The organism is Allomuricauda sp. TY007 (genome assembly GCF_010468565.1).
In the GTDB taxonomy this organism is placed as follows: domain Bacteria; phylum Bacteroidota; class Bacteroidia; order Flavobacteriales; family Flavobacteriaceae; genus Flagellimonas.
Genome location: NZ_WUEG01000006.1, coordinates 174,859 through 199,689 on the forward strand (window position 1 = coordinate 174,859; position 24,831 = coordinate 199,689).

26 protein-coding genes are annotated in these 24,831 nt (G+C 41.4%); 13 read left to right on the forward strand and 13 right to left on the reverse strand.

What is annotated here, in order from left to right; translation table 11 throughout:
• The first annotated feature begins 6 nt into the window (after positions 1–6).
• The 7 genes from GO009_RS08680 (at position 7) to GO009_RS08710 (ending at position 8,391) form a co-directional block, all read left to right on the forward strand.
• Positions 7–1,878 carry an ABC-F family ATP-binding cassette domain-containing protein gene (locus GO009_RS08680; protein ID WP_163625813.1) on the forward strand — a complete coding sequence of 624 codons (1,872 nt, stop codon included), beginning with the start codon at positions 7–9 and terminating at the stop codon, positions 1,876–1,878.
• A 1-nt stretch (position 1,879) separates the two neighbouring features.
• Positions 1,880–2,380 (forward strand): hypothetical protein, encoded by a 501-nt coding sequence (locus tag GO009_RS08685; RefSeq protein ID WP_163625814.1) that lies wholly within the window; start codon positions 1,880–1,882, stop codon positions 2,378–2,380.
• A gap of 17 nt (positions 2,381–2,397) precedes the next feature.
• Positions 2,398–2,559 carry a DUF3810 domain-containing protein gene (locus GO009_RS08690; protein ID WP_163625815.1) on the forward strand — a complete coding sequence of 54 codons (162 nt, stop codon included), beginning with the start codon at positions 2,398–2,400 and terminating at the stop codon, positions 2,557–2,559.
• Positions 2,560–2,610: 51 nt separating this feature from the next.
• Entirely contained in the window at positions 2,611–3,168 is a 558-nt protein-coding gene (locus GO009_RS08695) for a cob(I)yrinic acid a,c-diamide adenosyltransferase (RefSeq protein ID WP_163625816.1), read from the forward strand.
• 125 nt (positions 3,169–3,293) lie between these two features.
• Positions 3,294–3,518, forward strand: coding sequence for a DUF2795 domain-containing protein (locus GO009_RS08700; protein WP_013551418.1), 225 nt, complete (start codon positions 3,294–3,296; stop codon positions 3,516–3,518).
• 134 nt (positions 3,519–3,652) lie between these two features.
• Positions 3,653–7,015, forward strand: coding sequence for a preprotein translocase subunit SecA (gene secA, locus GO009_RS08705; RefSeq protein WP_163625817.1), 3,363 nt, complete (start codon positions 3,653–3,655; stop codon positions 7,013–7,015).
• Positions 7,016–7,173: 158 nt separating this feature from the next.
• Positions 7,174–8,391 (forward strand): sensor histidine kinase, encoded by a 1,218-nt coding sequence (locus GO009_RS08710; protein ID WP_163625818.1) that lies wholly within the window; start codon positions 7,174–7,176, stop codon positions 8,389–8,391.
• A gap of 170 nt (positions 8,392–8,561) precedes the next feature.
• Here GO009_RS08710 and GO009_RS08715 read toward each other — a convergent pair whose 3' ends face one another.
• Positions 8,562–8,798, reverse strand: coding sequence for a hypothetical protein (locus tag GO009_RS08715; protein WP_163625819.1), 237 nt, complete (start codon positions 8,796–8,798; stop codon positions 8,562–8,564).
• A gap of 324 nt (positions 8,799–9,122) precedes the next feature.
• On the opposite strand from GO009_RS08715, the gene msrA reads away from it, so the two are divergent.
• Positions 9,123–9,815, forward strand: a complete 693-nt coding sequence (gene msrA / locus GO009_RS08720; RefSeq protein WP_163625820.1) for a peptide-methionine (S)-S-oxide reductase MsrA — start codon at positions 9,123–9,125, stop codon at positions 9,813–9,815.
• 83 nt (positions 9,816–9,898) lie between these two features.
• Here the strand turns inward: msrA and GO009_RS08725 are convergent, their stop codons facing one another.
• From GO009_RS08725 to GO009_RS08740, 4 genes are all read right to left on the reverse strand, one after another.
• Positions 9,899–11,368, reverse strand: a complete 1,470-nt coding sequence (locus GO009_RS08725; RefSeq protein ID WP_163625821.1) for a hypothetical protein — start codon at positions 11,366–11,368, stop codon at positions 9,899–9,901.
• Positions 11,340–11,942: a hypothetical protein gene (locus GO009_RS08730; protein ID WP_163625822.1), complete on the reverse strand. Its 603-nt coding sequence runs from the start codon at positions 11,940–11,942 to the stop codon at positions 11,340–11,342. The genes GO009_RS08725 and GO009_RS08730 overlap by 29 nt, the downstream gene beginning before the upstream one ends.
• Entirely contained in the window at positions 11,932–12,468 is a 537-nt protein-coding gene (locus GO009_RS08735; protein WP_163625823.1) for an RNA polymerase sigma factor, read from the reverse strand. Before GO009_RS08735 ends, GO009_RS08730 begins: the two co-directional genes overlap by 11 nt.
• 152 nt (positions 12,469–12,620) lie before the next feature.
• Entirely contained in the window at positions 12,621–13,046 is a 426-nt protein-coding gene (locus tag GO009_RS08740; protein ID WP_163625824.1) for an Ohr family peroxiredoxin, read from the reverse strand.
• A 200-nt stretch (positions 13,047–13,246) separates the two neighbouring features.
• Between GO009_RS08740 and meaB the strand changes: the two genes are divergently transcribed.
• Genes meaB through GO009_RS08755 form a run of 3 tightly spaced genes read left to right on the forward strand, consistent with a single transcriptional unit; the run spans position 13,247 to position 16,141 of the window.
• Positions 13,247–14,290, forward strand: a complete 1,044-nt coding sequence (gene meaB, locus GO009_RS08745) for a methylmalonyl Co-A mutase-associated GTPase MeaB (protein WP_163625825.1) — start codon at positions 13,247–13,249, stop codon at positions 14,288–14,290.
• Between the two features lie 35 nt (positions 14,291–14,325).
• Positions 14,326–15,288 (forward strand): glycosyltransferase family 2 protein, encoded by a 963-nt coding sequence (locus GO009_RS08750; protein ID WP_163625826.1) that lies wholly within the window; start codon positions 14,326–14,328, stop codon positions 15,286–15,288.
• On the forward strand, positions 15,269–16,141 hold the full coding sequence (locus tag GO009_RS08755; RefSeq protein ID WP_163625827.1) for a lysylphosphatidylglycerol synthase transmembrane domain-containing protein: 873 nt from the start codon (positions 15,269–15,271) through the stop codon (positions 16,139–16,141). The genes GO009_RS08750 and GO009_RS08755 overlap by 20 nt, the downstream gene beginning before the upstream one ends.
• Here the strand turns inward: GO009_RS08755 and GO009_RS08760 are convergent.
• The 6 genes from GO009_RS08760 to mazG all read right to left on the reverse strand — a co-directional run bounded on the left by GO009_RS08760 (position 16,138) and on the right by mazG (position 21,347).
• Complete coding sequence (locus GO009_RS08760) at positions 16,138–17,796, reverse strand: glycosyltransferase family 39 protein (protein ID WP_163625828.1); 1,659 nt, start codon at positions 17,794–17,796, stop codon at positions 16,138–16,140. The genes GO009_RS08755 and GO009_RS08760 overlap by 4 nt on opposite strands.
• On the reverse strand, positions 17,793–18,362 hold the full coding sequence (locus tag GO009_RS08765) for a phosphatase PAP2 family protein (RefSeq protein ID WP_163625829.1): 570 nt from the start codon (positions 18,360–18,362) through the stop codon (positions 17,793–17,795). The genes GO009_RS08760 and GO009_RS08765 overlap by 4 nt, the downstream gene beginning before the upstream one ends.
• On the reverse strand, positions 18,362–18,589 hold the full coding sequence (locus GO009_RS08770; protein ID WP_163625830.1) for a hypothetical protein: 228 nt from the start codon (positions 18,587–18,589) through the stop codon (positions 18,362–18,364). The genes GO009_RS08765 and GO009_RS08770 overlap by 1 nt, the downstream gene beginning before the upstream one ends.
• A gap of 51 nt (positions 18,590–18,640) precedes the next feature.
• Positions 18,641–19,120, reverse strand: coding sequence for a cupin domain-containing protein (locus GO009_RS08775; protein ID WP_163625831.1), 480 nt, complete (start codon positions 19,118–19,120; stop codon positions 18,641–18,643).
• 6 nt (positions 19,121–19,126) lie between these two features.
• A complete protein-coding gene (locus tag GO009_RS08780; RefSeq protein WP_163625832.1) occupies positions 19,127–20,494 on the reverse strand; it encodes an MATE family efflux transporter in 1,368 nt (455 codons plus the stop codon).
• A gap of 79 nt (positions 20,495–20,573) precedes the next feature.
• On the reverse strand, positions 20,574–21,347 hold the full coding sequence (gene mazG, locus GO009_RS08785; protein ID WP_163625833.1) for a nucleoside triphosphate pyrophosphohydrolase: 774 nt from the start codon (positions 21,345–21,347) through the stop codon (positions 20,574–20,576).
• 152 nt (positions 21,348–21,499) lie between these two features.
• Here mazG and GO009_RS08790 point away from each other — a divergent pair, with 152 nt between their 5' ends.
• Together GO009_RS08790 and GO009_RS08795 are read left to right on the forward strand one after the other, a co-directional pair.
• The gene (locus GO009_RS08790) at positions 21,500–22,144 is read left to right on the forward strand and encodes a GDSL-type esterase/lipase family protein (protein ID WP_163625834.1); all 645 of its coding nucleotides are present in this window, start codon (positions 21,500–21,502) and stop codon (positions 22,142–22,144) included.
• A 54-nt stretch (positions 22,145–22,198) separates the two neighbouring features.
• Positions 22,199–23,734 (forward strand): family 20 glycosylhydrolase, encoded by a 1,536-nt coding sequence (locus GO009_RS08795; protein WP_203532424.1) that lies wholly within the window; start codon positions 22,199–22,201, stop codon positions 23,732–23,734.
• A gap of 3 nt (positions 23,735–23,737) precedes the next feature.
• Here the strand turns inward: GO009_RS08795 and GO009_RS08800 are convergent, their stop codons facing one another.
• Both GO009_RS08800 and def read right to left on the reverse strand, forming a co-directional pair.
• Positions 23,738–24,184 (reverse strand): DUF5606 domain-containing protein, encoded by a 447-nt coding sequence (locus GO009_RS08800; protein ID WP_163625836.1) that lies wholly within the window; start codon positions 24,182–24,184, stop codon positions 23,738–23,740.
• 55 nt (positions 24,185–24,239) lie between these two features.
• Positions 24,240–24,830 carry a peptide deformylase gene (def, locus tag GO009_RS08805; protein WP_163625837.1) on the reverse strand — a complete coding sequence of 197 codons (591 nt, stop codon included), beginning with the start codon at positions 24,828–24,830 and terminating at the stop codon, positions 24,240–24,242.
• Position 24,831 lies beyond the last annotated feature (1 nt).

A 24,831-nucleotide genomic window follows, 5' to 3' on the forward strand; every position in this document is an offset into this window, starting at 1 on the left:
ACACCCATGAACTTATTAACGGTCGAAAACATATCAAAATCGTATGGTGAGCTGGTGCTCTTCTCCGATATTTCCTTTGGAATCAATAAGGATCAAAAGATTGCGCTTATTGCCAAAAATGGAAGCGGCAAAACCTCCATTCTGAATATTATGTCGGGGAAGGACACTTCCGAAACAGGCCAAGTGACCACCCGAAAGGGTATCAAAATTTCATTTTTGGAGCAAGAACCCAATTTGAATCCAAACCTGACCATTGAGGAGACCATTTTTGCTACCGATAATGAAATTTTAAGGGTTATTGCCACTTACGAAAAGGCCGTGGAGAACCCAGATGATACCGAACAATACCAAAAAGCCTTCGAGGCCATGGAACGACTCAATGCCTGGGATTTTGAAACGCAATACAAACAAATCCTTTTTCAATTACAGCTTTCCAAACTCGATGCGAAGGTCAGCACCTTATCGGGCGGACAAAAAAAGCGCTTGGCCTTGGCCAATGCACTGCTCAACAAACCCGATTTGCTAATTCTGGATGAGCCCACCAACCACTTGGACCTTGAAATGATAGAATGGCTGGAAGCTTACTTTGCCAAGGAAAGTATCACCCTGTTCATGGTAACGCACGACCGCTATTTTTTGGACAGGGTGTGCAACGAGATTTTGGAACTGGACAACAACCAACTCTACACCTACAAGGGCAATTACTCCTATTATTTAAGCGAAAAGGAGGCCCGAATGGAGCGTGAGGCGGTGGAACAGCAAAAATCCAAGATGCTGTACAAAAAGGAGTTGGATTGGATGCGCAGACAGCCCAAGGCACGTACCACAAAATCCAAATCGCGTATTGATGATTTTGCCGAAATAAAAGCACGTGCCCACCAACGCCGCCAAGAGCACGAGGTGCAACTGGAACTGAACATGGAACGCCTGGGCAGTAAGATTTTGGAATTGCACAATATTTCCAAATCCTACGGAGATAAAACCATATTGGATAAGTTCGATTACAACTTCACCAAAGGTGAACGGGTCGGAATCATCGGAAAAAACGGAACAGGGAAATCCACTTTTTTGAATATCCTCACACAACAGGAAGATATTGAAGGAGGAAAAGTGGTGGTCGGCGACACAGTTAAATTTGGATACTACACCCAAAAGGGCATCCCCGACAAAGAAGGTCAAAAGGTAATTGATGTGATTCGTGAGTTCGGAGATTACATTCCCTTGAAAAAAGGACGCCAAATTTCTGCCCAGCAATTATTGGAACGTTTCCTTTTCGACCGAAAAAAACAATATGATTTTGTTGAAAAATTGAGCGGTGGGGAACGCAAGCGATTGTATTTGTGCACGGTGTTGATCCAAAATCCAAATTTTTTGATCCTGGATGAGCCCACGAACGATCTGGACATTGTTACTCTAAACGTACTGGAAAGCTTTCTGTTGGATTTCCCTGGTTGCTTGATCGTAGTCTCCCACGACCGTTACTTTATGGACAAGATCGTAGATCACTTGTTTGTATTTCGCGGGGAAGGTGTTATTGAAGATTTTCCTGGCAACTACTCGGATTATAGAACATACGAAAGCAGTAAAATAATTGAGGAACGCGAAAACAAGACCGCTTCTTCAGAAAAAACAGAGAACAATTGGCGGGACACCAGCGGCGGCAAACTTTCCTATTCCGAGCAAAAGGAATACAAACAATTGGAGAAGGACATTCAAAAGTTGGAAGAGAAGAAAACAAAGCTCCAGAACAAGTTTACAGACCCTAAACTGGACGGAGACGAAATCGCCAACCTATCTATCGAACTCAAAGAAGTAACCGATGCCATCGAGGAAAAAACAGAACGCTGGTTTGAGCTTTCTTCCATTTTAGAGGGGTAAAATGTGGTTCCGATTCATTTCATATCTAAATTTTTTAGCCAAATCCACCAACCAACATGGAGTACATTCCCCTTTTGTGTTCCAATATGTAACGCAATGTCTCTACTCCAAAAAAAAGTTACATAAGAACAAAAGCATCAATGTATTGCTCAAGACCATCGACTATTTTGGCTTTCAAAATGTCAGCATTGAAAATAAAACTGAAGTCAAAGAATTGGTAAAACAGAACTTTCCTCATATCCAATTCAATGAAAATCCCGTCGACCTTCTTTATGTGGATGAAATGGATACGCTGTTATTTCAAAAAATATGTTCCGAAGGAAAATTGCACAACGACAGTCTTATCTTGATTTGTTCAATGTACAAAAACAAGGAAAGCTTGGACCAATGGAAGCATTTGATTGCCCTACCAGAAATCACAGTGAGCATTGATATGTATTATTGTGGAATTATTTCGATAAGAAGGGAACAGGCAAAGGAACATTTCACGATTCGGATTTAAAACGGTAATTTTAAGTTATGGAAAATATGACATCAGATAACACCATTTGGTATGTATTGGCCGTTTTGGGGCTCATCTATTTGATTATTTTGTTCAGAAACCGAAAAGCGACAAAGCGCAGAAAATCCAGAAAGTTTATGGAAGGAAAGCGCCAACGCGATAAGAACAATGAACATTAATCAATTGACAATTAGTATTATCCAGAAGTAAGCATCTCTGACTACTAAAAAATGAAGATATATACCAAAACCGGAGACAAGGGCACCACATCATTATTTACTGGCACCCGTGTACCCAAGCATCACGTCCGTATTGAAAGTTATGGCACCATTGATGAACTCAACTCCCACCTGGGCCTGTTACGCGATCAAGAGATGGACGAGCATTCCCAAAAAACGCTGACCTTGATACAAGAAAAGCTTTTTACGGTAGGTTCCATATTGGCTACTGAGCCCAAAAAAGATAAAAGACTCAAAATTCCGCGAATCACTTCCGAGGATATTGAATTTTTGGAGCAGGAAATGGATAAAATGAACGAAGAGCTTCCAGAAATGACACATTTTATACTTCCCGGCGGCCACACTACCGTGTCATACTGTCATATCGCCAGGACCGTTTGCCGGCGAGGCGAACGTATGATCTCCTATTTACACGAGAATGAGCCTGTTCCAGAGAATGTGCTATCCTACATCAACCGACTTTCGGATTATTTATTCGTATTGGCACGTAAATTGTCGAAAGACTTAAAAGCTCAAGAAGTCAAGTGGATTCCCGAGAAGTTGGACTGACAAAATCGCTTTTTTAGCCTAAATGTTTTGTCAACAACAAAATAATTTTTAAATAATGGTGTTTTTACTTGGCAGATTGGGTTTAAAAATTATTTTTGCAAAAAATTTAAAATCAAACCGTTACTATGTACTGGACGTTAGAACTAGCTTCATATTTAAGTGATGCGCCTTGGCCAGCAACCAAAGACGAACTGATAGATTATGCGATTCGAACAGGAGCGCCGTTGGAAGTTGTAGAAAATTTACAATCGATGGAAGAAGAAGGAGGCGAGATTTACGAATCCATCGAAGAAATTTGGCCGGATTATCCCACCGAAGAGGACTACCTCTGGAATGAGGACGAATATTAAATCCGAAAAAACAAACCCCGTTAAAAAGTCTCATTTGAGGCTTTTTTTTATGTAATTTTGACAGCCTAGCAAAAGTATTCCATCGTAATCCCATCAATGGAATAGCTTTTGACAATCAAAAGAAAAAACATTTCATGAGTTTTATTAATTCCGTACTTAAGGTATTTGTAGGAGATAAATCGGAGAAGGATGTAAAATCGTTACAACCTTTGGTTAACGAGATAAAATCCTTTGAGCAACAACTGGAAGGATTGTCGCATGATGAACTAAGACAAAAAACAACTGCTTTTAAAGCAAGGATAGCAGAGGATTGCAAAGAAATCAACGATAAAATTGCCGAGCTAAAAAAAGAGGTGGAAAATTCCAACGACATGGATCGTAACGAGGAAATCTACTCCGAAATCGACAAGCTCAACGAAGAAGCCTATAAAATTTCCGAAAAGACTTTGGAAGATATCCTTCCCGAGGCCTTTGCCGTTGTAAAGGAAACTGCAAAACGATTTGCTGCCAACGAAACCTTAACGGTTACGGCCAGCGAATTCGACAGGGTACTTTCCGGTGACAAGGATTATGTGTCCTTAGAAGGAGACAAGGCCGTTTGGCAAAACTCATGGGATGCCGCAGGAAAAGAAGTCACTTGGGATATGGTGCACTACGATGTACAGCTCATTGGTGGTATTGCACTGCACCAAGGCAAGATTGCCGAAATGCAAACAGGTGAAGGTAAAACTTTGGTGGCCACGCTCCCACTCTACCTTAATGCATTGGTAGGCAAAGGAGCCCACTTGGTAACCGTTAACGATTACCTTGCCAAAAGGGATAGTGCCTGGATGGCCCCAATATTTGAGTTCCACGGACTATCTGTGGATTGTATAGACAAGCACAGACCCAACTCCGACGGAAGAAGGGCAGCCTACAATGCCGATATAACCTACGGAACCAACAACGAGTTCGGTTTTGATTACTTGCGCGATAACATGGCGCATACACCGGATGATTTGGTACAGCGTCCGCACCATTACGCTATTGTGGATGAGGTGGATTCTGTTCTTATTGATGATGCACGTACACCATTGATCATATCCGGTCCCGTTCCTGAAGGTGACCGCCACGAGTTCAACGAGCTCAAACCACAGGTATCCGACATTGTACAGAAACAACGTCAGCACCTCACAGGAGTATTGGCCGAAGCCAAAAAGTTAATAAAGGAAGGAAATACCAAAGAAGGTGGTTTCCTTTTACTACGTGTACATCGTGGACTACCCAAAAACAAAGCGCTCATCAAGTTTTTGAGTGAAGAAGGGGTTAAGCAATTGCTTCAAAAGACCGAAAACTTCTATATGCAAGACAACAATAGGGAAATGCCCAAAGTGGACGAAGACCTGTTGTTCGTTATCGATGAAAAAAACAATCAAATAGAGCTCACCGATAAAGGAGTGGAATACATCTCCGCCGATCAGGACAAGGAATTTTTTGTGATGCCCGATATCGGTAGCGAGATAGCCAAGATCGAGAACCAAGATCTCGAAATAGAAAAAGAAGCAGAGCTCAAAGAAGAACTCTTCAAGGATTTTGCCGTAAAAAGCGAGCGTATCCACACCATGACCCAGTTGTTGAAAGCCTATACCCTCTTTGAAAAAGATGTGGAGTATGTGGTTATGAACAATAAGGTGATGATCGTGGACGAGCAAACAGGCCGTATTATGGACGGTCGTAGGTACTCGGACGGTCTCCACCAAGCCATTGAGGCCAAGGAGAACGTAAAAATCGAGGCCATGACCCAGACTTTTGCTACCGTTACACTCCAAAATTACTTTAGGATGTACAGCAAACTTGCTGGTATGACGGGTACAGCGGTTACAGAAGCAGGGGAATTCTGGGAAATCTATAAGTTGGATGTGATGGAAATTCCAACCAATAGACCCATCGCCCGTGACGATAGGCATGATTTGATTTACAAGACCAAACGGGAAAAATACAATGCCATCATCGACGAGGTTACGAAACTATCTCAATCGGGCAGGCCCGTATTGATTGGTACCACCTCCGTTGAAATTTCAGAATTGTTGTCCAAATTGCTGAGTGTACGCAAGGTACCTCACAACGTATTGAACGCTAAACTCCATAAAAAAGAGGCGGACATTGTGGCCGAAGCAGGTAAAGGTGGTGTCGTGACCATTGCCACCAACATGGCCGGTAGGGGTACCGATATTAAACTATCCCCAGAAGTGAAAGAAGCTGGCGGTTTGGCCATTATTGGTACGGAGCGCCACGATTCCAGACGTGTGGACAGACAGTTGAGAGGTCGTTCCGGGCGTCAAGGAGACCCAGGTAGTTCACAGTTCTATGTTTCTTTGGAAGACAATTTGATGCGTTTGTTCGGATCGGACCGTGTAGCCAAAATGATGGACCGCATGGGCTTGGAAGATGGTGAGGTCATTCAGCATTCCATGATGACCAAATCCATAGAACGTGCCCAGAAAAAGGTTGAGGAAAACAACTTTGGTATCCGTAAGCGACTATTGGAATACGATGATGTAATGAATGCCCAGCGTGAAGTAATCTATAAAAGAAGAAGACACGCATTGGAAGGTGAACGCCTAAAAGTGGACATCGCCAATATGATTTATGATACTTCTGAAGCCATTGCCGAAACCAATAAAATGGCCGACGATTATAAGAACTTTGAGTTTGAGCTCATCAAATACTTCTCCATCACCTCACCTATTGATGAAGAAGAATTCAAGAAAATGAGCTTTCAACAGATTGCCAATAAAGTCAACGACGAGGCTTACAAGTACTACAAAGAAAAAATGGAGCGTAGTGCCACCGTTGCCTTCCAAGTCATCAAAAAGGTTTATGAAGACGAGTCCAACAAGTTTGAACGCATTGTAGTTCCCTTTACGGATGGCATCAAATCCTTGAACGTTGTGACCAATCTGGAAAAGGCCTACAACACCAACGGAAAGCAGTTGATCACTGATTTTGAGAAAAACATTACTTTGGCCATTATTGATGATTCCTGGAAAACGCACTTGCGTAAGATGGACGAATTGAAACAATCCGTACAATTGGCCGTTCATGAACAAAAAGACCCATTGTTGATCTATAAGTTTGAAGCCTTTGAACTTTTCAAAGAAATGATTGACAAAGTAAACCGAGAAGTCATATCCTTCCTTTTTAAAGGAGAATTACCTTCCGAAAACACGGCTCAGATCCAAGAGGCAAGGAACGTTCGAAGACCCAAGGAGAATATTCAGACTTCTAAAGAGGAAATACCGAACAGCGATGAGTTGGCCGCACAGAACAGGGCAGCTGGACAAACGCAAGGACAACGCCCCCAGATAACAGAAACCATTGTTCGGGAAAAACCAAAAATTGGCAGGAACGAAAGGGTTACCATTAAAAATGTAATGTCCGGCGAAAGCAAAACGTTAAAATACAAACAGGCCGAACCCCTTATAGAGAAAGGAGAATGGGTTCTGGTCAACGACTAGAAAAACTCAAATAAAACTTTTAAAGGTGGTAGTTATTAAGCTGCCACTTTTTTTATATCAAAAACATGGTTAGATTTACAGCATAAAACACCCCATTAAGCTACTCTACCACACCGTTTTCAACTTTTTTGTGGAAGAGGAACATTCACACGCAGCATATGAAAATTCCTAACAAGGATACATATAGGTTACAAGACAAGATTGATTTGATACTTAAGGTAAATTACAATTCATCCTTCTTTGCTGCCATTTTCGGATTGGTGTGTTTTTTCTTTTTGGATATAAGAGGAATCATACCTTATACCTTTTGGGGCTATGCTTTGATCAATTTACTGAACACCCTTTTGTACAAACAGCACAAGAATTTGGTGCTCACCTATAACTCCACCTCTATCCTTTCGATGCTGGGAGCGGTCATTATCACAATTTACAGTGGAGGAATCGAAAGTCCCTTTATTTTTGTTTTGGCGATAATTGTTTTTGCGGGCTATGTCACCACCAAAGTTTTTGGTCAACTCTATCTGATCCTTAATTTAGCAGTACTTACCCTTTTGTTCCTCTACGATACAGGAGATTTTACCATTTCGGAAAATACCGTTCCTGTGGAAGCGAGGGATTGGTTTGCTTATTTGAGTGCCATGTTTGCCGTATATCTATTGGGAGGGGTTTTTGGTAAAAATCTTTTGAGCGCACACCATAAACTGTATAAATCCCGAAACGAAATCCAAGAGCGTATCGAGGAAAAAGAAACATTGTTAAAAGAAGTACATCACCGGGTAAAAAACAACCTGCAAACGGTTTCCAGCCTTCTAAGCCTGCAATCCAGGGCAATAGATGACAGTAAAATAAGCAGTATCATAAAAAGCAGCCAAAACCGTGTCGTATCCATGGCCATGGTCCATGAGATGCTTTATAAGCGAGATGACTACCTTTCCAAAATAGAATTGGAACCTTATGTAAGGGAACTTTGCGATTACTTGGTAAGGTCGGTAAAAGGAAGCAACCGAAATGTAAGGGTTGCCTTGGACATATCGGATTACAAACTGAGTATTGATACGGTAATCCCTTTGGGACTGATCATTAATGAAACCATTACCAATGCCTTAAAATATGGCATCACAGAAGGGAATGATGGAGAAATCCATGTATCCGTCCAAAAAATGGAGAATAACCGCTACAAAATGTATCTAGGTGATAATGGAGTTGGCTATTCGGAAGAAATCAACCCAAAAACATCCAATTCTTTGGGATTAAAACTTATTTACAATCTAGCACGCCAACTTAGGGGCTCCATAAGCAGGGATTACTCCAAAAAAGGAACGCACTACACTATTGAGTTTGAAGAGGTGATAGAACAGTTCAACTCTGTGGATTAAAGTTTTTGCCAAAAGAAAAGGCCGGTTAAAACCGACCTTACCAATACTTATTTTGATATAAACTTAAACTTCTATAAATTTTCTTTCCCTGAAGGAAAAGGCTATGCTTGCCAAAACAAAGGCAACGCTCAAAAACACCGTAAAGGGTATTAAAATATCCAATATCATAATTATGCCAATTTAGCCCTGTTCTTTTTGGTTTTGAAAGAAAGCTCCTTTTTGATTCGAGAGTTCTTAAACTTGTACAATCTCACCATTTTTCTATCCTTTCTAATAGTGTTGCTGATTGTTACATCCAACTCAACTCCTACTGTAAGGGCATCCACTTTGGCCTCTTTGGAAATATCTTGGGCAGAAGCCATAGTTCCGAAAAAAGTTACTGCGATGATGGTAAAAATTGTCTTCATTGTTCTGTTTGTTTTGTGATGTAAAATTACTTTCAAGCACAAGCTCAACTCGATTTCCATCGCTCAACAACCCGTTTTTTTCGGTGAATATTTTTTTTTCGGATGAAGTGTTTTTTATCTTCGACGAACGATTTTACCCCTAAAAACAGCACACCGAACGCATGTGCATTTTATCGATAAACCCGCAATACCAAACCCTTACAGAACATTGTAGTATATTTTCTTTTCTTTGTAAGAAAATACAATCAAGCAAAATGATTAACATTTTTTAACGGCCGGCCAAGTAATTGTTGGTACCTTATTGCAACTAAACAAGAAACTAAAATGAAAATCGTGAGAACTCCATTTTTAATGCTGCTATTATTGGCATCCATAAGTTGCCAGCCCAAAAACAAATCGGGCAAACAAGAAGTTGCCCAAAAAGAATCCGACCCTCATTTGGAGACCAAATTGATCTCAGGACAACTTCAGAAATACGAGACCGCCTATTTTGCCAGTGGATGTTTCTGGTGCGTGGAAGCCATTTTCGAAAGTGTTAAGGGAGTCAAGGAAGTGTATTCAGGGTATTCTGGCGGTTCTGAGAAAAACCCGACCTACGAGCAGGTTTCTTATGGTAGAACCCAACATGCGGAGGCGGTAGAAGTATATTATGACCCAGAAGTAATCTCTTTCACACAGTTGGTCCAAGTGTTTTTTGGTTCTCACGACCCAACCACCCTAAACAGGCAGGGACCTGACAAAGGGGCTCAGTACCGTTCCATTGCATTTTATAAAAACGATAAGGAAAAAAAGATTATTCAAAGCTATATCGACAAGCTGGAAACCGAAAATATTTATGGCAATCGCCCTATTGTAACAGAAGTAGAACCTTTTGAAAAGTTTTACAAAGCGGAAGAATACCATCAAGATTATGAAAAACGAAATCCAAATAACAGTTATATCAGAAATGTATCAATCCCAAGATTGAATCGTTTTAAAAAGAATTTTGAGTCCTACCTGAAAGAAGATGCCCACTAAAATTGGAAGGTAGGTTGTGGCCGTGAAGAAAGAATGGCCTGAAGTAAGTTGGAGGTGGTTCCTTGGGACATATTGTAACAAGATCAGTTCTTAAGAACCACCTCGCTGTATTTGGAGTTGATCTTGATGGTTTTGTCATCGTTCTTACTGATATAATACCCAGTATGGATATTGGCACCATTTTTTCGAGTAGATGTCAATTGTAATGTTTTTGGATATTGGAATCCGGATGTTGCTTCGCTAACGGAGATTGTATAGGGCGTTTCGGGCAGTTTACAGTCCAATTCCCCATTTTCCATGGAAACATTGATCGTATCGAAACTATTGGAAACCTCATCAATGCCCAATGCGCCAAAATTATTGGTAACCACCGCCTTGCCGGTCAATTTACCAATCACCACATTGGATGATACCGAATGCAATTTTAGTTCCTTTACCTCTTTTAAATTCACCTTATCGGAGTAATCCGTACTAAGGCTGCCGTAATTCCAGTTTTGCACAACCACGGGAGAGTAGGACACTCGAATATCAGTATTGGCACCATCAATGGTGGAGGCAAGCAAGCTTGCGTAGGACAAGCTTGCATTGATGTTCTTGGCGTTTTCCGCTAATTTTACCTCACCGTGGCGTACATTCATTTTTACCTTGATGTACTTCGGCATTTTAATAATGATTCGTTTTTTTACCTTGTACTCTTTATGCTCCCCATCTGATGAGAAATAGAACACATTGGGGCTGCTGTGGATTGTTCTTGTTTCTTCGCGCAGTTGTTTTCTAAGCTCTGCCTGCTCCTTCCTAAGTTCTGCTTGATGGGCGCGAATCTCTTCCTGTTGCTCTTTCATCTGCTCTTGCATTTCTTTCCGTATTTCCTCCCGCTCTTCACGGAGTTGATCTCTTTCTGCCCTCATCTCCTCTCTTCTAGCTTCTCGCTCTTCTGCCATCTCCTCCATACGCTTGCCCCACTCTTCAAAACGGGCTTTGTATTCTTCGTCAAAAGTTTTATCGAATTCTTTTTTCCACTCCTTCATGTATTTGTCCCCATCCTTTTTGTAGGCATCATAATCAAACTCAATGGGTGGCATGGGTGGCATGGGTGGCATGGGTGGCATGCGAGGCATTACGTTTATTTCCGGGATGGTGAACTCAGGGAGTTCCGGAATCTCCACATTCGCAATAATCTCAGCAACCGAAGGCATCTCGGGGATATCAATATTAAACCCTTGAAAATCAAAAGCATAATTGGGCCCGGCACCTTCGGTACTTACCTCAATTTCTTTGCTATTGCCCATAATCTTGACCAAGTCCTTCTCAAAATAGGAATCGGCTTCCTCTTGCTCCACTCCTTCTAGTTCAATTACCGCCGTAATTTCCACTTGATCTTTGTCCCATGTCTCAAATTGAATATCGGCATAACTGGTGTTGATGCTAAGTTCAGTATCCTTATTGACATTGAAAGTTTCCTTGTAGGTTTTGGATTTCTCCTGCGCATGGCCGGTAAACCCAACCAAGGCAAGGAGCAATCCGCTAAACAATATTTGATGATTCCTGTTCATTTTTTGATGATTTTAATTGATTCAACTTTGATTTTAATTTTTGCAACAACTGCAACCTTAACTGTAGGTTTTTGATAAGTGCGCTTATGGTTTGGTCATTGGGACCCAATTCGTTCAACTCTTCATTTAGTCTATGGTATTCCTTGTTCAACTCGGCCAATCGTTCCATATAGCTGTCCATAAGTTCTTTATTCTCCGGATCAACATCCAAATCCGATAGTTGTAAATTGATATTAGTAATGTAATAGGTTTCAATCTTTTTTAAGTCCGGTGATAAATCGCCCAACGACATCCCCTCACCACTACCATTTGAATTATCGCGATCAACAACCGTTACTTGCCCTTCTGGCACATCAATGGGGTCGGTGTTGTTGAAATAATAAATGGATAAGCCAAGTGCCACAACAACGGAGGCCGCTATCTGCATCCAAAGAGAGAACACCTTTTTCTTTGGAGGGTTATTGGGCAATTCCTTTTCCAGTTTAGCTAAAAACCGGTCTTCATGCCCATCCTTCATGGTAAAGCGTTTCTGCTCCCTTTCTTTTGCAAACAATTTTCTAAGGTCACGTGCCATAAGCCAAGTCTTTTAATTTTTCTTTCAATTGTGCTTTTCCTCTTAACAATCGGGTTCTGGATGCTGTTTCTGTAATGTTCAAAATTTCAGCAATTTCCGAATGATCGTATCCCTCTACCAAGAACAATTGCACTACATATTTGTATTTTTGGGGCAGTTCCTCAATGGCTTCCTTTACCTGTTCAATGGAGATTCCTTCTTCCACGGACCAATCATCCTCTTCTGCCACCTGCAAGTAACTTTCGTTCAACTCCACCGTACGTTGGTGTTTCGATTTTAAAAAGTCGATACTGCCGTTCACTACAATTCTCTTTAACCAAGCCCCGAACGTTACATCCCCCTTAAACTGTTCTATTCGTTGAAAGGCTTTTATAAACGATTCTTGCAATACATCCTCTGCATCATCCGAGTTTTTAAGAAATCGCATGGCCACACAAAACATACCATCGCAATATTGACGATACAGTTTCATTTGCGCCTGACGGTCGTTCGCCTTGCACTTTTCCACAAGCTCAATATGGAGCACACTTGGTTCTATGTCTGGTTTTTTAGTTGTTCTGTAATAAGGACGATGCAAAAAATGCAACGTTGCAAATTAGTTTGTTTTTTGTTCACTTTTAACAAAAAAAGCCCCGATGATGGCTTCAACGGGGCTCATTATTAAAAAGTTAGGTGATTTTATTCGTCCATTAACAAATTTAAGTGCACTGTAATATTATCGCGTGTAGCTTTGCTATAAGGGCACATTTCGTGAGCTTCCTTAATGATGGTTTCTCCCATTTCCTTATCAACCGTGGGCAAATACGTATCCAAGGTTACTTCCAAGAAAAAACCTTCCTCCTCCTTATTTAATGCCACTATAGCAGTTACATTAAAATCACCAAGGTCGTCCACATCGTGGCTTTTGGCAACAGCTTCTACCGCGCCAGCGTAGCAAGTGGAGTAAGCTGCAGCAAAGAGTTCCTCGGGATTGGTTGATTTTGGATCCGGTTTTCCTTTTGAATTTGGCATGCTTATGTCAAAATCCAAAACGCCATCTTCACTCTTTACATGTCCAGCTCTTCCTCCTGTATTGGTGGCCTTGGCCTCAAAAATAGTCTTCATCTTTTAAATGTTTATAGGTTTGTAAAAATCAGCACCTACGCGGTAACCGATAATTTAACGAATAAGGTACCAATTTGTAAGCGGAAGTCCTTCTTAACAGATATTAAATTTTTGTGAAATGGATAAGCCGTATTGGTATCATGATTGGCCTAAACCCATAAAATCTTTATAAATTCGTGATGAATTGATCAACAGCACCCTTGGCAGACAAAAGCAAAACACCCTCGAACACGGTTTCCAAAATCAAGGCACTCAGAAAACAAGAACTGTCTGTAGATGCTTTGGCACAAGGCATTTTTGAAGGCAACAAAGCTATGCTTGCCAAGGCCATAACGCTGCTGGAAAGCACTAAAGCCGACCATTTTGAAAAGGCCAATGCCGTTATTGAAAAGTGTCTGTCCCGACATACAAGCAGTATTCGTTTAGGAATTACGGGAGTTCCCGGTGTCGGTAAAAGTTCGTTTATAGAAACTTTGGGCAAAACCCTGACCGACCAGGGCAACAAAGTAGCTGTTTTGGCCGTAGACCCGACCAGTTCACTAAGCAAGGGAAGCATTTTAGGTGACAAAACCCGAATGGAAACCTTGGCCAAGGACCCGAATGCTTTTATACGCCCCTCCCCTTCGGGCACCTCCTTGGGCGGGGTGGCGCAAAAAACCAGAGAGAGCATTATCCTCTGCGAAGCCGCTGGTTATAATGTCATCTTGGTGGAAACGGTTGGTGTTGGCCAAAGTGAAATTGCCGTGCACAGTATGGTGGATTTCTTCTTACTGCTGAAGTTATCAGGTGCCGGAGACGAACTCCAAGGTATAAAAAGGGGCATTATGGAAATGGCCGATGCCATAGCCATCAACAAAGCAGACGGAAGCAATTTGGAACACGCCAAGCTTGCCGTAACCGAATTTTCAAGAGCATTGCACCTATACCCGCCCAAAGCCAACGGTTGGACACCTAAAGTGATGAAGTGTTCCGCCATGGAAAAAACAGGCATTGAAGACATCTGGGAAATGGTGCAGCAATTTGTAAAACACACCAAAGAAAACGGCTTTTTCGAAAAGAACCGACAACAACAGAACAAGAACTGGTTCCTTCAGACTGTGGACGAGTACATCAAACAATTTTTCCATCAAAAAGAAGCCTTTAAAACAGCACAGGCCAAGTTGTTGACCGAAATCGAAGAACACAAAATATCACCGTTCTACGCTGCAAAAATCCTATTGGACAAGATTACCAAGGAACTTTAAATAAAAGCAATAAATTTGCACAGATTTTATACCGAATGAGCACCGTCACCGATTCCCTTTTATCCATAGTGGTTCCTTTGTACAACGAGGAAGATAATGTGGTCCTGTTGACCCAAAAAATCAATGAAAGCCTTGAGGGTTATAACTATCAGATTGTCTACGTGGATGATTTTTCCACCGACAAAACCCGTATTAAGGTCAAGGAGATGGACGATAAAAGAGTCCACCTGATTGAATTGAAAAAGAACTACGGCCAAAGTTTGGCCTTGGCAGCAGGAATCGATTATGCCCAAGGCGAATACATCATTACCATGGACGGTGACCTCCAAAACGACCCCTCCGATATTCCAGGTATGTTGGAATATGCCATAACGGAAGAATATGATCTGGTCACTGGGATTCGCCAGAAAAGGAAGGACTCCCAAGTCAAAAAAATACCATCCAAAATTGCCAACTTTTTGGTACGCAGGGTAACTAAACTCGATATTAAAGACAACGGTTGTGCATTAAAAGTTTTTACCAAGGACATTGCAAAAAGCCTGAATCTATATGGCGAAATGCACCGGTTCATAACCCTTTTGGCACATTTGGAAGGTGCACAGATAAAACAAGTTCCCGTAAAGCATCATGCAAGGCATGCAGGAGTTTCCAAATACGGTTTGGAACGGGTTTTTAAGGTAGTGGCCGATATGATGCTGTTGCTTTTCATCAGGAAATACTTCCAGCGCCCCATACACCTATTCGGTATTTTCGGTGTATTACTGGTTATTTTAGGGGTTTTCATCAATATTTATTTACTGATCGTCAAGCTCGGGTTTGGACAGGATATTGGCACACGTCCTTTACTCATATTTGGGATGATGTTCATTGTTGGGGGAATTCAATTGTTTACCATTGGGATTGTAATGGAACTTTTGATTCGCACCTACTACGAATCGCAACAGAAAAGACCGTATCGTATCAAAAAAATCAGCATAGGTGACGGAAAGGCTACGTAAAAAGGGCATCACTGCCCTAAAAATCATCATTAGCGCAGTATTGATCTACTTTATTTTTACCAAAATAGAGTTGAAGGATGTACTCCAGACCCTAAAAAAGAGCGACCCGCTCTATTTATTCATGGCGTTGCTATTTTTTGTGTTGTCCAAAGTTTTATCCGCATTTAGGACCAACTTGTATTTTCATCAAATTGGTGCCAAACTTACCCAATTGAGCAATTTAAAATTGTCTCTATTGGGCATGTTCTACAACTTATTTTTACCAGGAGGTATCGGTGGCGATGCCTACAAAGGCTACGTTATCCAAAAAACATATCAGCCAGGCACCAAGAAAGTAGTTTCGAGTATACTCTTGGACCGACTAAGTGGAATGTTACTGCTTTTTATTTATGCCTGTACGTTAGCACTTTTGTCCGAAAATGAGTTTTTCCAAAGCTTTTACTGGTTGTTTGTAGTTGCCATTCCTTTGAGCATTGTTGTATTTTGGTTCGTGAATAAAACATTTTTCAACTACATTCTCCCTGTTTTTTGGGAAGCCTTTGGGTTTTCAGCTTTGGTACAGTTATCCCAGTTAGTGAGTATCCTTTGTATTTTGAAGTCTTTATCGGTTAGCCTGGACACCATTGAATACCTGTTTGTATTTCTGGTTTCTTCGATTGTCTCCGTAATTCCATTGACCATTGGAGGAATTGGAAGCCGCGAAGTCACTTTTTTATATGGTGCCGAGTGGTTGGGGTTGGATGCAAGCACGTCCATTGGGATTAGCTTCACTTTCTTTTTGATTACGGCACTGACTTCGTTATTTGGCGTGATTTATCACTTTAAAAAGCCAAAATTGGAATCGGTGGATTAATCCAAATGTACCAAATGCATCTTGTTCAATTTATCTTCGCGGGTGTTCGGATTTAAAAATTTGATTTGTAGACGGGTAATTCGGAATTGGTCTACCGTAAATTGCTTATCCCAAGCAATCCCATTCTTCTGCAATTGTTCCAATTCTTTATCGGTAGCATAGACCCAAACATCCTTCTTTTTGGCTATTTCGGGTATCGAAGTTATTTGTACGGGTTTCCTATTGTAAAAATCCAAAGCCCAGGTATGTCTTTCGGATATTTTATAAATATCATCTACGGGTATGTTTTCCACTTTCACCTTTTCCGCCATTGTTGAGCCTCCTTGGTATTCGAGCAGTTTGGGATAAAAATGGGCATTCATCAAACCATTTAACAGCACCGAACTAAAAATGGCGACGGTAACAATTTTTGTGTATGTGGTTTCCTTTTTTAAGATGAAATAGGCTGCTAATCCAAGAGCCATCAACAATAACAAATAGCTGTACCAATGCTCTAATTTGAAGACATAAAAGCTTACCAATAGCGCAAAAACCACCACCAACCCCAATATAAAATATTGGATTCCCAAGATAATTTTGGCCATCTTCAATTTTTGCTGTTGATGCAACACATACAAGAATGCTGCCGACAGGACCGCATACAATGGTATCAAAATGTTCATATAGTGCGGCAGCTTAAACTGGGCAAAACTGATGAGCAGGAACAAAATGGATATTCCACCGACGGTTAAAAACTCCATGTTGGGCCTGTATGCAAACTTAGCTTTCCAAAAGGCCTTGACCTTCATCCAATACCCCAATAAAGCGAGCACGGTCCACGGCAGGAACACCCATAAAAAAGTATGGAAGAAAAAGAAAAAGTCGCTACTGTTCTTCCCTATCCCCTCTCCGCTCATACGTTCAAAGCTCTGTTCCCAAAAAATAAAGAAGATACCACTTCGGTTATCTTTTCCTCGGATTACTTTTTCGGGATGTAAATCAAACTGATGGTAATAGGCGTACAACATTGGTGCAATCGTTAGACCAAAGACCAAAATCGCCACCAAAACTTTCCAATTGAGCAATTGCCGCCACTTTCGGGTATATATCAAGTGGCAAAGTATCGAGATTCCAATCACCACTAGGGCAATCTGACCTTTGGTAGAAAAAGCCATTCCCGCCCCAAAAGCACCTAAGGCGATACTTTTTAGTGTTCCCTTTTCAATATAGGTCGCCAATTGCCAGATGGAAAAAATGGTGAATCCTGTCAGCACAGCATCGGTACGGACATCGATGTTGGCCAAGACCATGGTTTGGGCCGTCATAAAAATCAATGAAGCAAAACGACCTACATCTTTGTTGTACAGTAATTTTCCTAGTCCGTAGCAACTGTATGCGCCCAATAAAGTCGATAAAATACCTGGAATACGGTAGGCCCAATCGTGTATACCGAAAATTTTATAGGAAAGTGCGGCCAACCAGTAATGCATATGCGGTTTGTCCAGATACTCTTCGGGACCTTTAAAAAGGTTTAAAAAATCATTTTCCTGCACCATGCGCATCGCCATTACGGCAAATTGCGCGGAATCGTTCTCGAACAGGGTCACGAACATCCCAATGATATACACCAAAACGATCAGCGCAATATAAAACCAGTATCTGGCGGTAGAAATCATACCCCTGTTTTTTGGAAAGCAAATATAGCCAACTTGGCCCACAACCAACCGAAAAGCGAACCTACCAAAGCACCTGTAAGCACATCCAATGGATAATGCACACCGATATAAATTCGGCTATAGGCTACAATGCATGCCCAAAGTATCAATATCCAAGCAATATACTTCACCTTGTTCTTAAACATAACGGTAAAGAAAATAGCTGGGCCAAAAGAGTTGGCCGCGTGGGCTGAAAAATATCCAAATTGTCCGCCGCAGTAACTTTTTACCAAGCGCATTGCACTGCTCACTTCGGGTTCGTGGCAGGGTCGCAAACGACCTATGCCATACTTGAAAAAATTGGACAACTGATCGGTGCAGGTAATCAACAAAGCGATGGACACCAAAATAATTCCTGTTCCCTTCCAACCAAAGGTTCGATAAGATAAATAAAGTAATAGCAGATAAAGTGGTGCGGAATTTCTGGTCGTTGTCATGAACATCCAGAAGCCATCCCAAGTTTCGGTTCCCAGTCCGTTGAGGAACAAAAACAGCTCTTTATCGTATTGCAGTAATTGTTCGATCATCAATCGCCGTATCTGGAGACTTCGCGGTCATAAAAAGCCGTGGCGGCCTCAATCAGATTTTCTGCTTCTTCCATTAAATCAGCTTCGTCTTGTTTGGAGAATTCTTCCATCCATTCCACCTCATCATTTTCCAGATTGATGATGAATCTGGGATATTCGGTGTGGACGATAAAAATGGCCTCGGGATGATCCGTATTGTCGGCCAATAAAAATTTAGGTAGTTCCATTTATCAAATAGTTAGATTTCAAAATTTGGAATCTTCTTAATTCAATTGTTTTTATCTGTGAGTTTTTAGCTTTTTCGCTACCTCATCATAATATTCTTGTGTCAGTACTTCGGTCCACGTTGTAGGCTGTTCACCATTGTACAAAGCCAAGTAGGTTACATCACTAAATTTTGTTGAGGAATGCCAATGCTCAATATTTTTTTCACATTTAATAACATCGCCTGCTTTTAGTATCATAGGTTCTTTACCTCTTTCTTGATAATATGCCTCTCCATCTACAATTATAAGAACTTGGGCAGAACTATGTTTGTGCCAATCCAAGGTGGAATTGGCTTTAAATGTTGCTTTTGTGATATTATAACCTAGCTCTGCGTCATCGTGAATAATAGGATTTAGCCAGGCTTCTCCTATGTAATGGGTGTTTGGAGCTTTAGTACCTTCTGTAAGGTATGAAGAAACTTTATATTCAGAATTTTGAGAAAATACTGATAATGAGGTTAAAATTAAAAGGGTAAAAATTGAACTTTTCATTCTATTTTATTGGTTTATATATTTCTTGGTCAAAAAGTTGAATCGAAGATACAACATTACGGCCGATGCGGTAAGCCCTGACAACAATCCAATCCAAATTCCCGAACTCTCGAGACTTGTGTGCAGTCCCAAGTAGTAACTGATCGGAAAACCAATCAACCAATAGGCGATAAAAGTGATCAGCGTAGGTATCTTCACATCTTGCAAACCACGCAACGCTCCCAAAACCACTACTTGGAGCCCATCAGAAATCTGAAAAAAGGCGGCGACCAAAAGTAGTTTCGCAGCAATAATGATTACTTCGGTGTTATCGGCTTGGTTCGTAATGTCGTCCACATCCAAATAAATAGTCGGCAACCAATGTCTCCCCAATAAGAAAATCACAGCGAAAGCTATTTCCACCAAAAGCGTCAAGAAAAATACGGATTCCGCGATTCGCTTCAACTCTTTATAATTCCGAAGCCCTTTCTGGTTCCCGACCCTGACTATGGCCGCTACACCAAGCCCCATACCCACCATAAAGGTCATACTGCTCAAGTTCAATGCAATCTGATTGGCCGCTTGGGCGTTTTTACCAAGCACTCCGCTCAACCAAATGGCCGCTGTAAAAATGGCCACCTCAAAAAACATCTGCAAAGCGGATGGAAACCCAAGACTGATGATTTTGTTCATCACTTTTCTCTCAATCTTTCTAAAATTGAAATGAGTTACATAGGGAGCAAACTTTTCTTTCCGCTTTAGCAAATACCAAATAAAGACCACCATAATTACACGAGATGCCAAAGTTCCTACTGCCGCACCAACAATCCCCATCTTAGGAAATCCCAAAGCACCAAAAATGAGTAAATAGTTCAGGGTGATATTTACCACATTGGCCACAATAGTAGTATACATCGGATATTTGGTCTGTGATAAACCATCCGAAAACTGCTTAAAGGCTTGAAATATGATCAAGGGAACCAACGAAAAAGCGACCAAATCCAAATAGGGCAAAGCAAGTTCCACTACTTCGGGTGGCTGTTCCATGTGGTGCATCAAGGGTTTGGAAACTTGAATAAGTCCAAAAAGTGACAAACCCAGTAGGGTACAAAGTACCAAACCGTGCTTTAAGGCACTTTTACCCGCTGCCTGATCCTTTGCCCCATCCGCTTCGGCCACTAATGGCGTGATTGCCGTGGAAAAACCTATCCCCAGAGACATCGCAATAAAAACAAAACTATTACCAAGGGAAACCGCAGCTAGTTCGGCCGTACCCAATTGTCCCACCATAATATTGTCCGCAAAGGCCACAAACGTATGCCCCAACATCCCCAAAATAACGGGATAGGACAGTTTTAGGTTATAGGCAAACTCTTTGGTGTAGTTTTGAAACACAACGGATATTTAAAAAGGATGGCAAATATAGATAGATTGACGACAATTTTCGTGTCTTCTTACATTGTGGACGAATTAATCAAAGTTTCTTTGCTTCATCCCAATACACGTCCATTTCGGCCAAGGTCATATCGCTCATAGCTTTTCCAGCCTCCTTTGCTTTTTGCTCTAAATATTGAAACCGCTTGATGAATTTTTTATTGGTCCGTTCCAATGCATTTTCTGGGTTGATTTTTAAAAACCGAGCATAATTGACCATGGAGAAAAGGACATCTCCAAATTCGGATTCCATCTGATCTGCATTATTTGCCTCTACTTCTTCTTGTAGCTCACCCAACTCCTCTTTCAATTTCTCAAAAACCTGTTCGGGATGTTCCCAATCAAATCCCACACCAGCTACTTTATCTTGGATTCGGTTGGCTTTTACCAAGGATGGCAAACCATTGGGAACACCTTCGAGCACACTTTTTTTACCTTCTTTTAGTTTGATGTTTTCCCAATTCTGCTTTACTTCCTCTTCATTCTCCACCTTCACATCCCCATAAATATGAGGGTGTCTGTTGATGAGTTTCTCACAAATGCCATTGGCTACATCGGCAATGTCAAAATCTTGGGTCTCAGAACCTATTTTGGCATAGAAAACAATATGCAACAAGATATCGCCCAATTCCTTTTTCACTTCTTCCAAATCGTTGTCCAGAATGGCGTCACCCAGTTCGTAGGTTTCCTCAATGGTCAAATGGCGTAGGGTCTGCATGGTCTGTTTTCTGTCCCACGGACATTGTTCGCGCAATTCATCCATAATGGTCAAAAGGCGGTCAAAGGCGGCCAACTGTTGCGATCTTGTGTTCATGGTTTTGGATTTTGTCCAAAAATACGAAGTCCAATTGGTTGAGATTCTATCGTTAAACTTTACTTATGAAAAGTATTTTGGTATTTTTCAACAAAGCCCATTTACGAGAAAATATCACTATCTTGAACCTCATTTTAGGCAAAATCAGTAGAATGAAACATCTTATTATTGCGTTGCTCATGATTCCTGTGATGGCCATTGGGCAAACCGATAATCCCTTTGAAAATGAAGTTAAGGCAATCCAGCAAAAGAACGATTCCCTATGGGATTCTTCCCGACCGACCATTGTTTTTACGGGAAGTTCAAGTATTCGTTTTTGGTACGATGTCCAGGATCGCTTTCCGGAGCACCAAGTGCTGAACACTGGCTTTGGAGGCTCACAATTTTCCGACCTTGAATTATATCTGGATGAGTTGATTTTAAACTACAAGCCCGTAAAAGTTTTCATTTATGAAGGCGACAACGATATTTTTGCCAAGAAGCGGCCCCGAAAAATATTGCAAAGGGCCGAATATATTCTTGGCATCCTTCAACAGAGAAACCCTGACATGGAAATTGTTCTGATTTCTGCCAAACCGAGTATTTCCCGTTGGAAATATAGGGGCAGGTACCGAAGATTGAACCGCAAACTGTACCGATTGGCATCGAAGACCGATGGGATCGATTTTGTGGATGTTTGGTACCCCATGCTCGACAAAAGAAAGGTAAAGCAGGACATTTTTATTGAAGATGGGCTCCATATGAACTCCAAAGGGTATGACATCTGGTACGATGTAATCAAAAACTATATAGACTAAAACTAAACAAACGTGATTTACAGATCAATTTTGCTGTTCGTTGCAGTTATCTGCATGGCAGCTTGCCAAACCAAAAAAGAGGAAATCAATTTTCCAAAAACCGACCTAGCCAGTGCTCCGTTGATTCCAAAACCCATTAAAACCATTCCCACTGGAAGTGCTTTTGGGCTGGATGCGGGCACCGCAATTTATACCTCGACCACGAACCCAGAGTTTGAGAAAGTGGGTCGGTTTTTATCCGAAAGCATTAAATCCAAAACTGGTCTTGATGTTGCGGTAAATACATCATCTGAAGATAAGTTGGAGCGATTGATCTACATTAACCAATCGGATAGTGTTGATTTGGAAACGCCAGAATCCTATCAACTCTACATCAAAAAAGATTCGATTTTATTGAATGCCAAAACCGCAGCAGGTGCTTTTAGAGGTGTGCAGACACTTCGCCAACTTATTCCAGAAAAAAGCAATGACACGCTGACCGACCATCCGTTGTGGGTAATTCCTTCTGGAAAAATCAAGGATGCACCAAAATATGGGTACCGTAGTTCCATGTTGGATGTGGCCCGTCACTTTTTTACCGTGGAAGAGGTCAAAAAATACATTGATGCCTTGGCGTATTACAAGTTCAACACCCTGCACTTGCACCTATCGGACGATCAAGGGTGGCGTATTGAAATCAAATCTTGGCCTAAACTGACCGAGGTCGGTGGTGCCAGTGAAGTTGGTGGTGGCGAAGGTGGCTTTTACACTCAAGAACAATACAAAGACCTTGTAAGCTACGCTGCTGACAGACACATTACTATCGTACCCGAAATTGACATGCCCGGACATACCAATGCGGCATCGTTGAGCTATCCTTTTTTACACTATGCCGGAGCAGAGACGCCTCGGGTACGAACGGACATGAAAGTTGGTTACAGCTCTTTCGATGCACAAAAAGATACGGTTTACAGTTTTTTGGATGATGTAATCGGTGAGATTGCATCCATGTCGCCTGGCCCATACTTTCATATTGGGGGTGATGAAAGCCACGTGACCAAAAAGGACGATTACATTCTTTTTGTGGAAAAAGTGGAAAAAATTGTCCAAAAGCACAACAAAAGAATGATTGGCTGGGATGAAATCGCACAGGCTGATATCGACCAAAGCTCGGTAGTACAATTGTGGAACGAGCCAGAAAATGCATTGAAGGCTGCCGAAAATGGTTCCAAAATCATTATTTCGCCTGCAAAAAAGGCCTATTTGGACATGAAATACGATTCCATTTCGGAATATGGATTGCACTGGGCAGGCTATATCCCTGTTGATGTGGGGTACCAATGGGACCCAGAAACCTATGCCAAAGGGCTTGCCAAAGAAAACATTCTCGGCATTGAAGCTCCGTTATGGTCCGAAACCATCAGTAATGGAACCGAATTGGAATATTTGGCGTTTCCAAGATTGATTGGATATGCCGAATTGGGATGGTCGCCCAGCGAACACCTAAATTGGGACGACTACAAAGAACGTCTCGCAGCACAGGTTCCTTATTTGGAATCCATGCAGATCAACTATTACCCAACAAAGTTGGTGGACTGGAAAAAAGAATAGTGTTTATTCTTCCTCTTCTTCGGAAGCAGATACAGTAGGTTCCTCGGCATCCTTTTCTTCTTCAACAAAATCAGTGATATTGTTGTCGAGAAGGATGTTGTACCACTGTATGATTTTCTTGATGTCGCTAGCATACACGCGGTCCTCATCGTAATTGGGTAGTACTTCGAAGAAATACTCTTCCAATTCAATTTTTTCAGCTTTGTGACTGATTGAAGTTTTTTTGCCTCCCTCTTTTTCCTTGATTTTCTGGAAAACTTCCTTTAAAGGAACTTCTTCTTCCAAGGTATAAATGGCTATTTCGGACAGCACGCTTACATTGCTTCTTAAACCAACGGTTACACGTTTGCCATCCAAAAGGGATTCGCCAACAAAGCCACCTCGGGTTTGGGTTAATAATTTGTAAAGTCCTGGTTTACCTCCAATAGATAAAATCTTCTCTAATGCCATTCAAATAATAATTTATGGGCGCAAAAATATGTTTTTATCGCAAACAGCGATTTTTTTAACGTCCTTTTTTGATATTGGGAAACCTCATTCGGTAATCCACATTGATTTTCCCTTTGGAAATCTTTTCCAATCGGCTTTTTAAAAGTCGCTTCTTCAGGGTTGATAGCTTATCGGTGAACAAAACACCCTCGATATGGTCGTATTCGTGCTGAATTACCCGAGCCAAAAGACCATCAAAGGTTTCTGTATGCTCATTAAAACCTTCATCCAAATAGGTAATGGTGATTTCGGGCTTGCGTTTTACATCTTCACGGATATCGGGAATGCTCAAACAACCTTCGTTAAAGTCCCACTCTTTGCCGTTTTCCTCTTCAATCGTGGCATTGATGAAGACTTTTTTGAATCCATCGAGCTGTTTTTTTTCGGCTTCGGTCAATTCGTCATCGTCCGCAAAAGGTGTAGTATCCACCATGAACATACGTATGGGAAGTCCTACTTGAGGGGCGGCCAAACCAACGCCATGGGCATTGTACATGGTCTCCCACATGTTTGTTATCAATTCATCCAGTTTTGGATATTCGGATGTGATATCCTTTGCCTTTTTTCGCAAAACGGGGTCTCCGTAAGCTACTATGGGTAAAATCATA

Coding starts and splice junctions, on each gene's coding strand:
- GO009_RS08680 (WP_163625813.1), top strand. CDS start 7: ATGAACTTATTAACGGTCGAAAACATATCAAAATCGTATGGTGAGCTG.
- GO009_RS08685 (WP_163625814.1), top strand. CDS start 1,880: ATGTGGTTCCGATTCATTTCATATCTAAATTTTTTAGCCAAATCCACC.
- GO009_RS08690 (WP_163625815.1), top strand. CDS start 2,398: ATGGAAAATATGACATCAGATAACACCATTTGGTATGTATTGGCCGTT.
- GO009_RS08695 (WP_163625816.1), top strand. CDS start 2,611: ATGAAGATATATACCAAAACCGGAGACAAGGGCACCACATCATTATTT.
- GO009_RS08700 (WP_013551418.1), top strand. CDS start 3,294: ATGTACTGGACGTTAGAACTAGCTTCATATTTAAGTGATGCGCCTTGG.
- secA (WP_163625817.1), top strand. CDS start 3,653: ATGAGTTTTATTAATTCCGTACTTAAGGTATTTGTAGGAGATAAATCG.
- GO009_RS08710 (WP_163625818.1), top strand. CDS start 7,174: ATGAAAATTCCTAACAAGGATACATATAGGTTACAAGACAAGATTGAT.
- GO009_RS08715 (WP_163625819.1), bottom strand. CDS start 8,798: ATGAAGACAATTTTTACCATCATCGCAGTAACTTTTTTCGGAACTATG.
- msrA (WP_163625820.1), top strand. CDS start 9,123: ATGAAAATCGTGAGAACTCCATTTTTAATGCTGCTATTATTGGCATCC.
- GO009_RS08725 (WP_163625821.1), bottom strand. CDS start 11,368: ATGAACAGGAATCATCAAATATTGTTTAGCGGATTGCTCCTTGCCTTG.
- GO009_RS08730 (WP_163625822.1), bottom strand. CDS start 11,942: ATGGCACGTGACCTTAGAAAATTGTTTGCAAAAGAAAGGGAGCAGAAA.
- GO009_RS08740 (WP_163625824.1), bottom strand. CDS start 13,046: ATGAAGACTATTTTTGAGGCCAAGGCCACCAATACAGGAGGAAGAGCT.
- GO009_RS08750 (WP_163625826.1), top strand. CDS start 14,326: ATGAGCACCGTCACCGATTCCCTTTTATCCATAGTGGTTCCTTTGTAC.
- GO009_RS08760 (WP_163625828.1), bottom strand. CDS start 17,796: ATGATTTCTACCGCCAGATACTGGTTTTATATTGCGCTGATCGTTTTG.
- GO009_RS08765 (WP_163625829.1), bottom strand. CDS start 18,362: ATGATCGAACAATTACTGCAATACGATAAAGAGCTGTTTTTGTTCCTC.
- GO009_RS08770 (WP_163625830.1), bottom strand. CDS start 18,589: ATGGAACTACCTAAATTTTTATTGGCCGACAATACGGATCATCCCGAG.
- GO009_RS08775 (WP_163625831.1), bottom strand. CDS start 19,120: ATGAAAAGTTCAATTTTTACCCTTTTAATTTTAACCTCATTATCAGTA.
- mazG (WP_163625833.1), bottom strand. CDS start 21,347: ATGAACACAAGATCGCAACAGTTGGCCGCCTTTGACCGCCTTTTGACC.
- GO009_RS08790 (WP_163625834.1), top strand. CDS start 21,500: ATGAAACATCTTATTATTGCGTTGCTCATGATTCCTGTGATGGCCATT.
- GO009_RS08795 (WP_203532424.1), top strand. CDS start 22,199: ATGGCAGCTTGCCAAACCAAAAAAGAGGAAATCAATTTTCCAAAAACC.
- GO009_RS08800 (WP_163625836.1), bottom strand. CDS start 24,184: ATGGCATTAGAGAAGATTTTATCTATTGGAGGTAAACCAGGACTTTAC.
- def (WP_163625837.1), bottom strand. CDS start 24,830: ATGATTTTACCCATAGTAGCTTACGGAGACCCCGTTTTGCGAAAAAAG.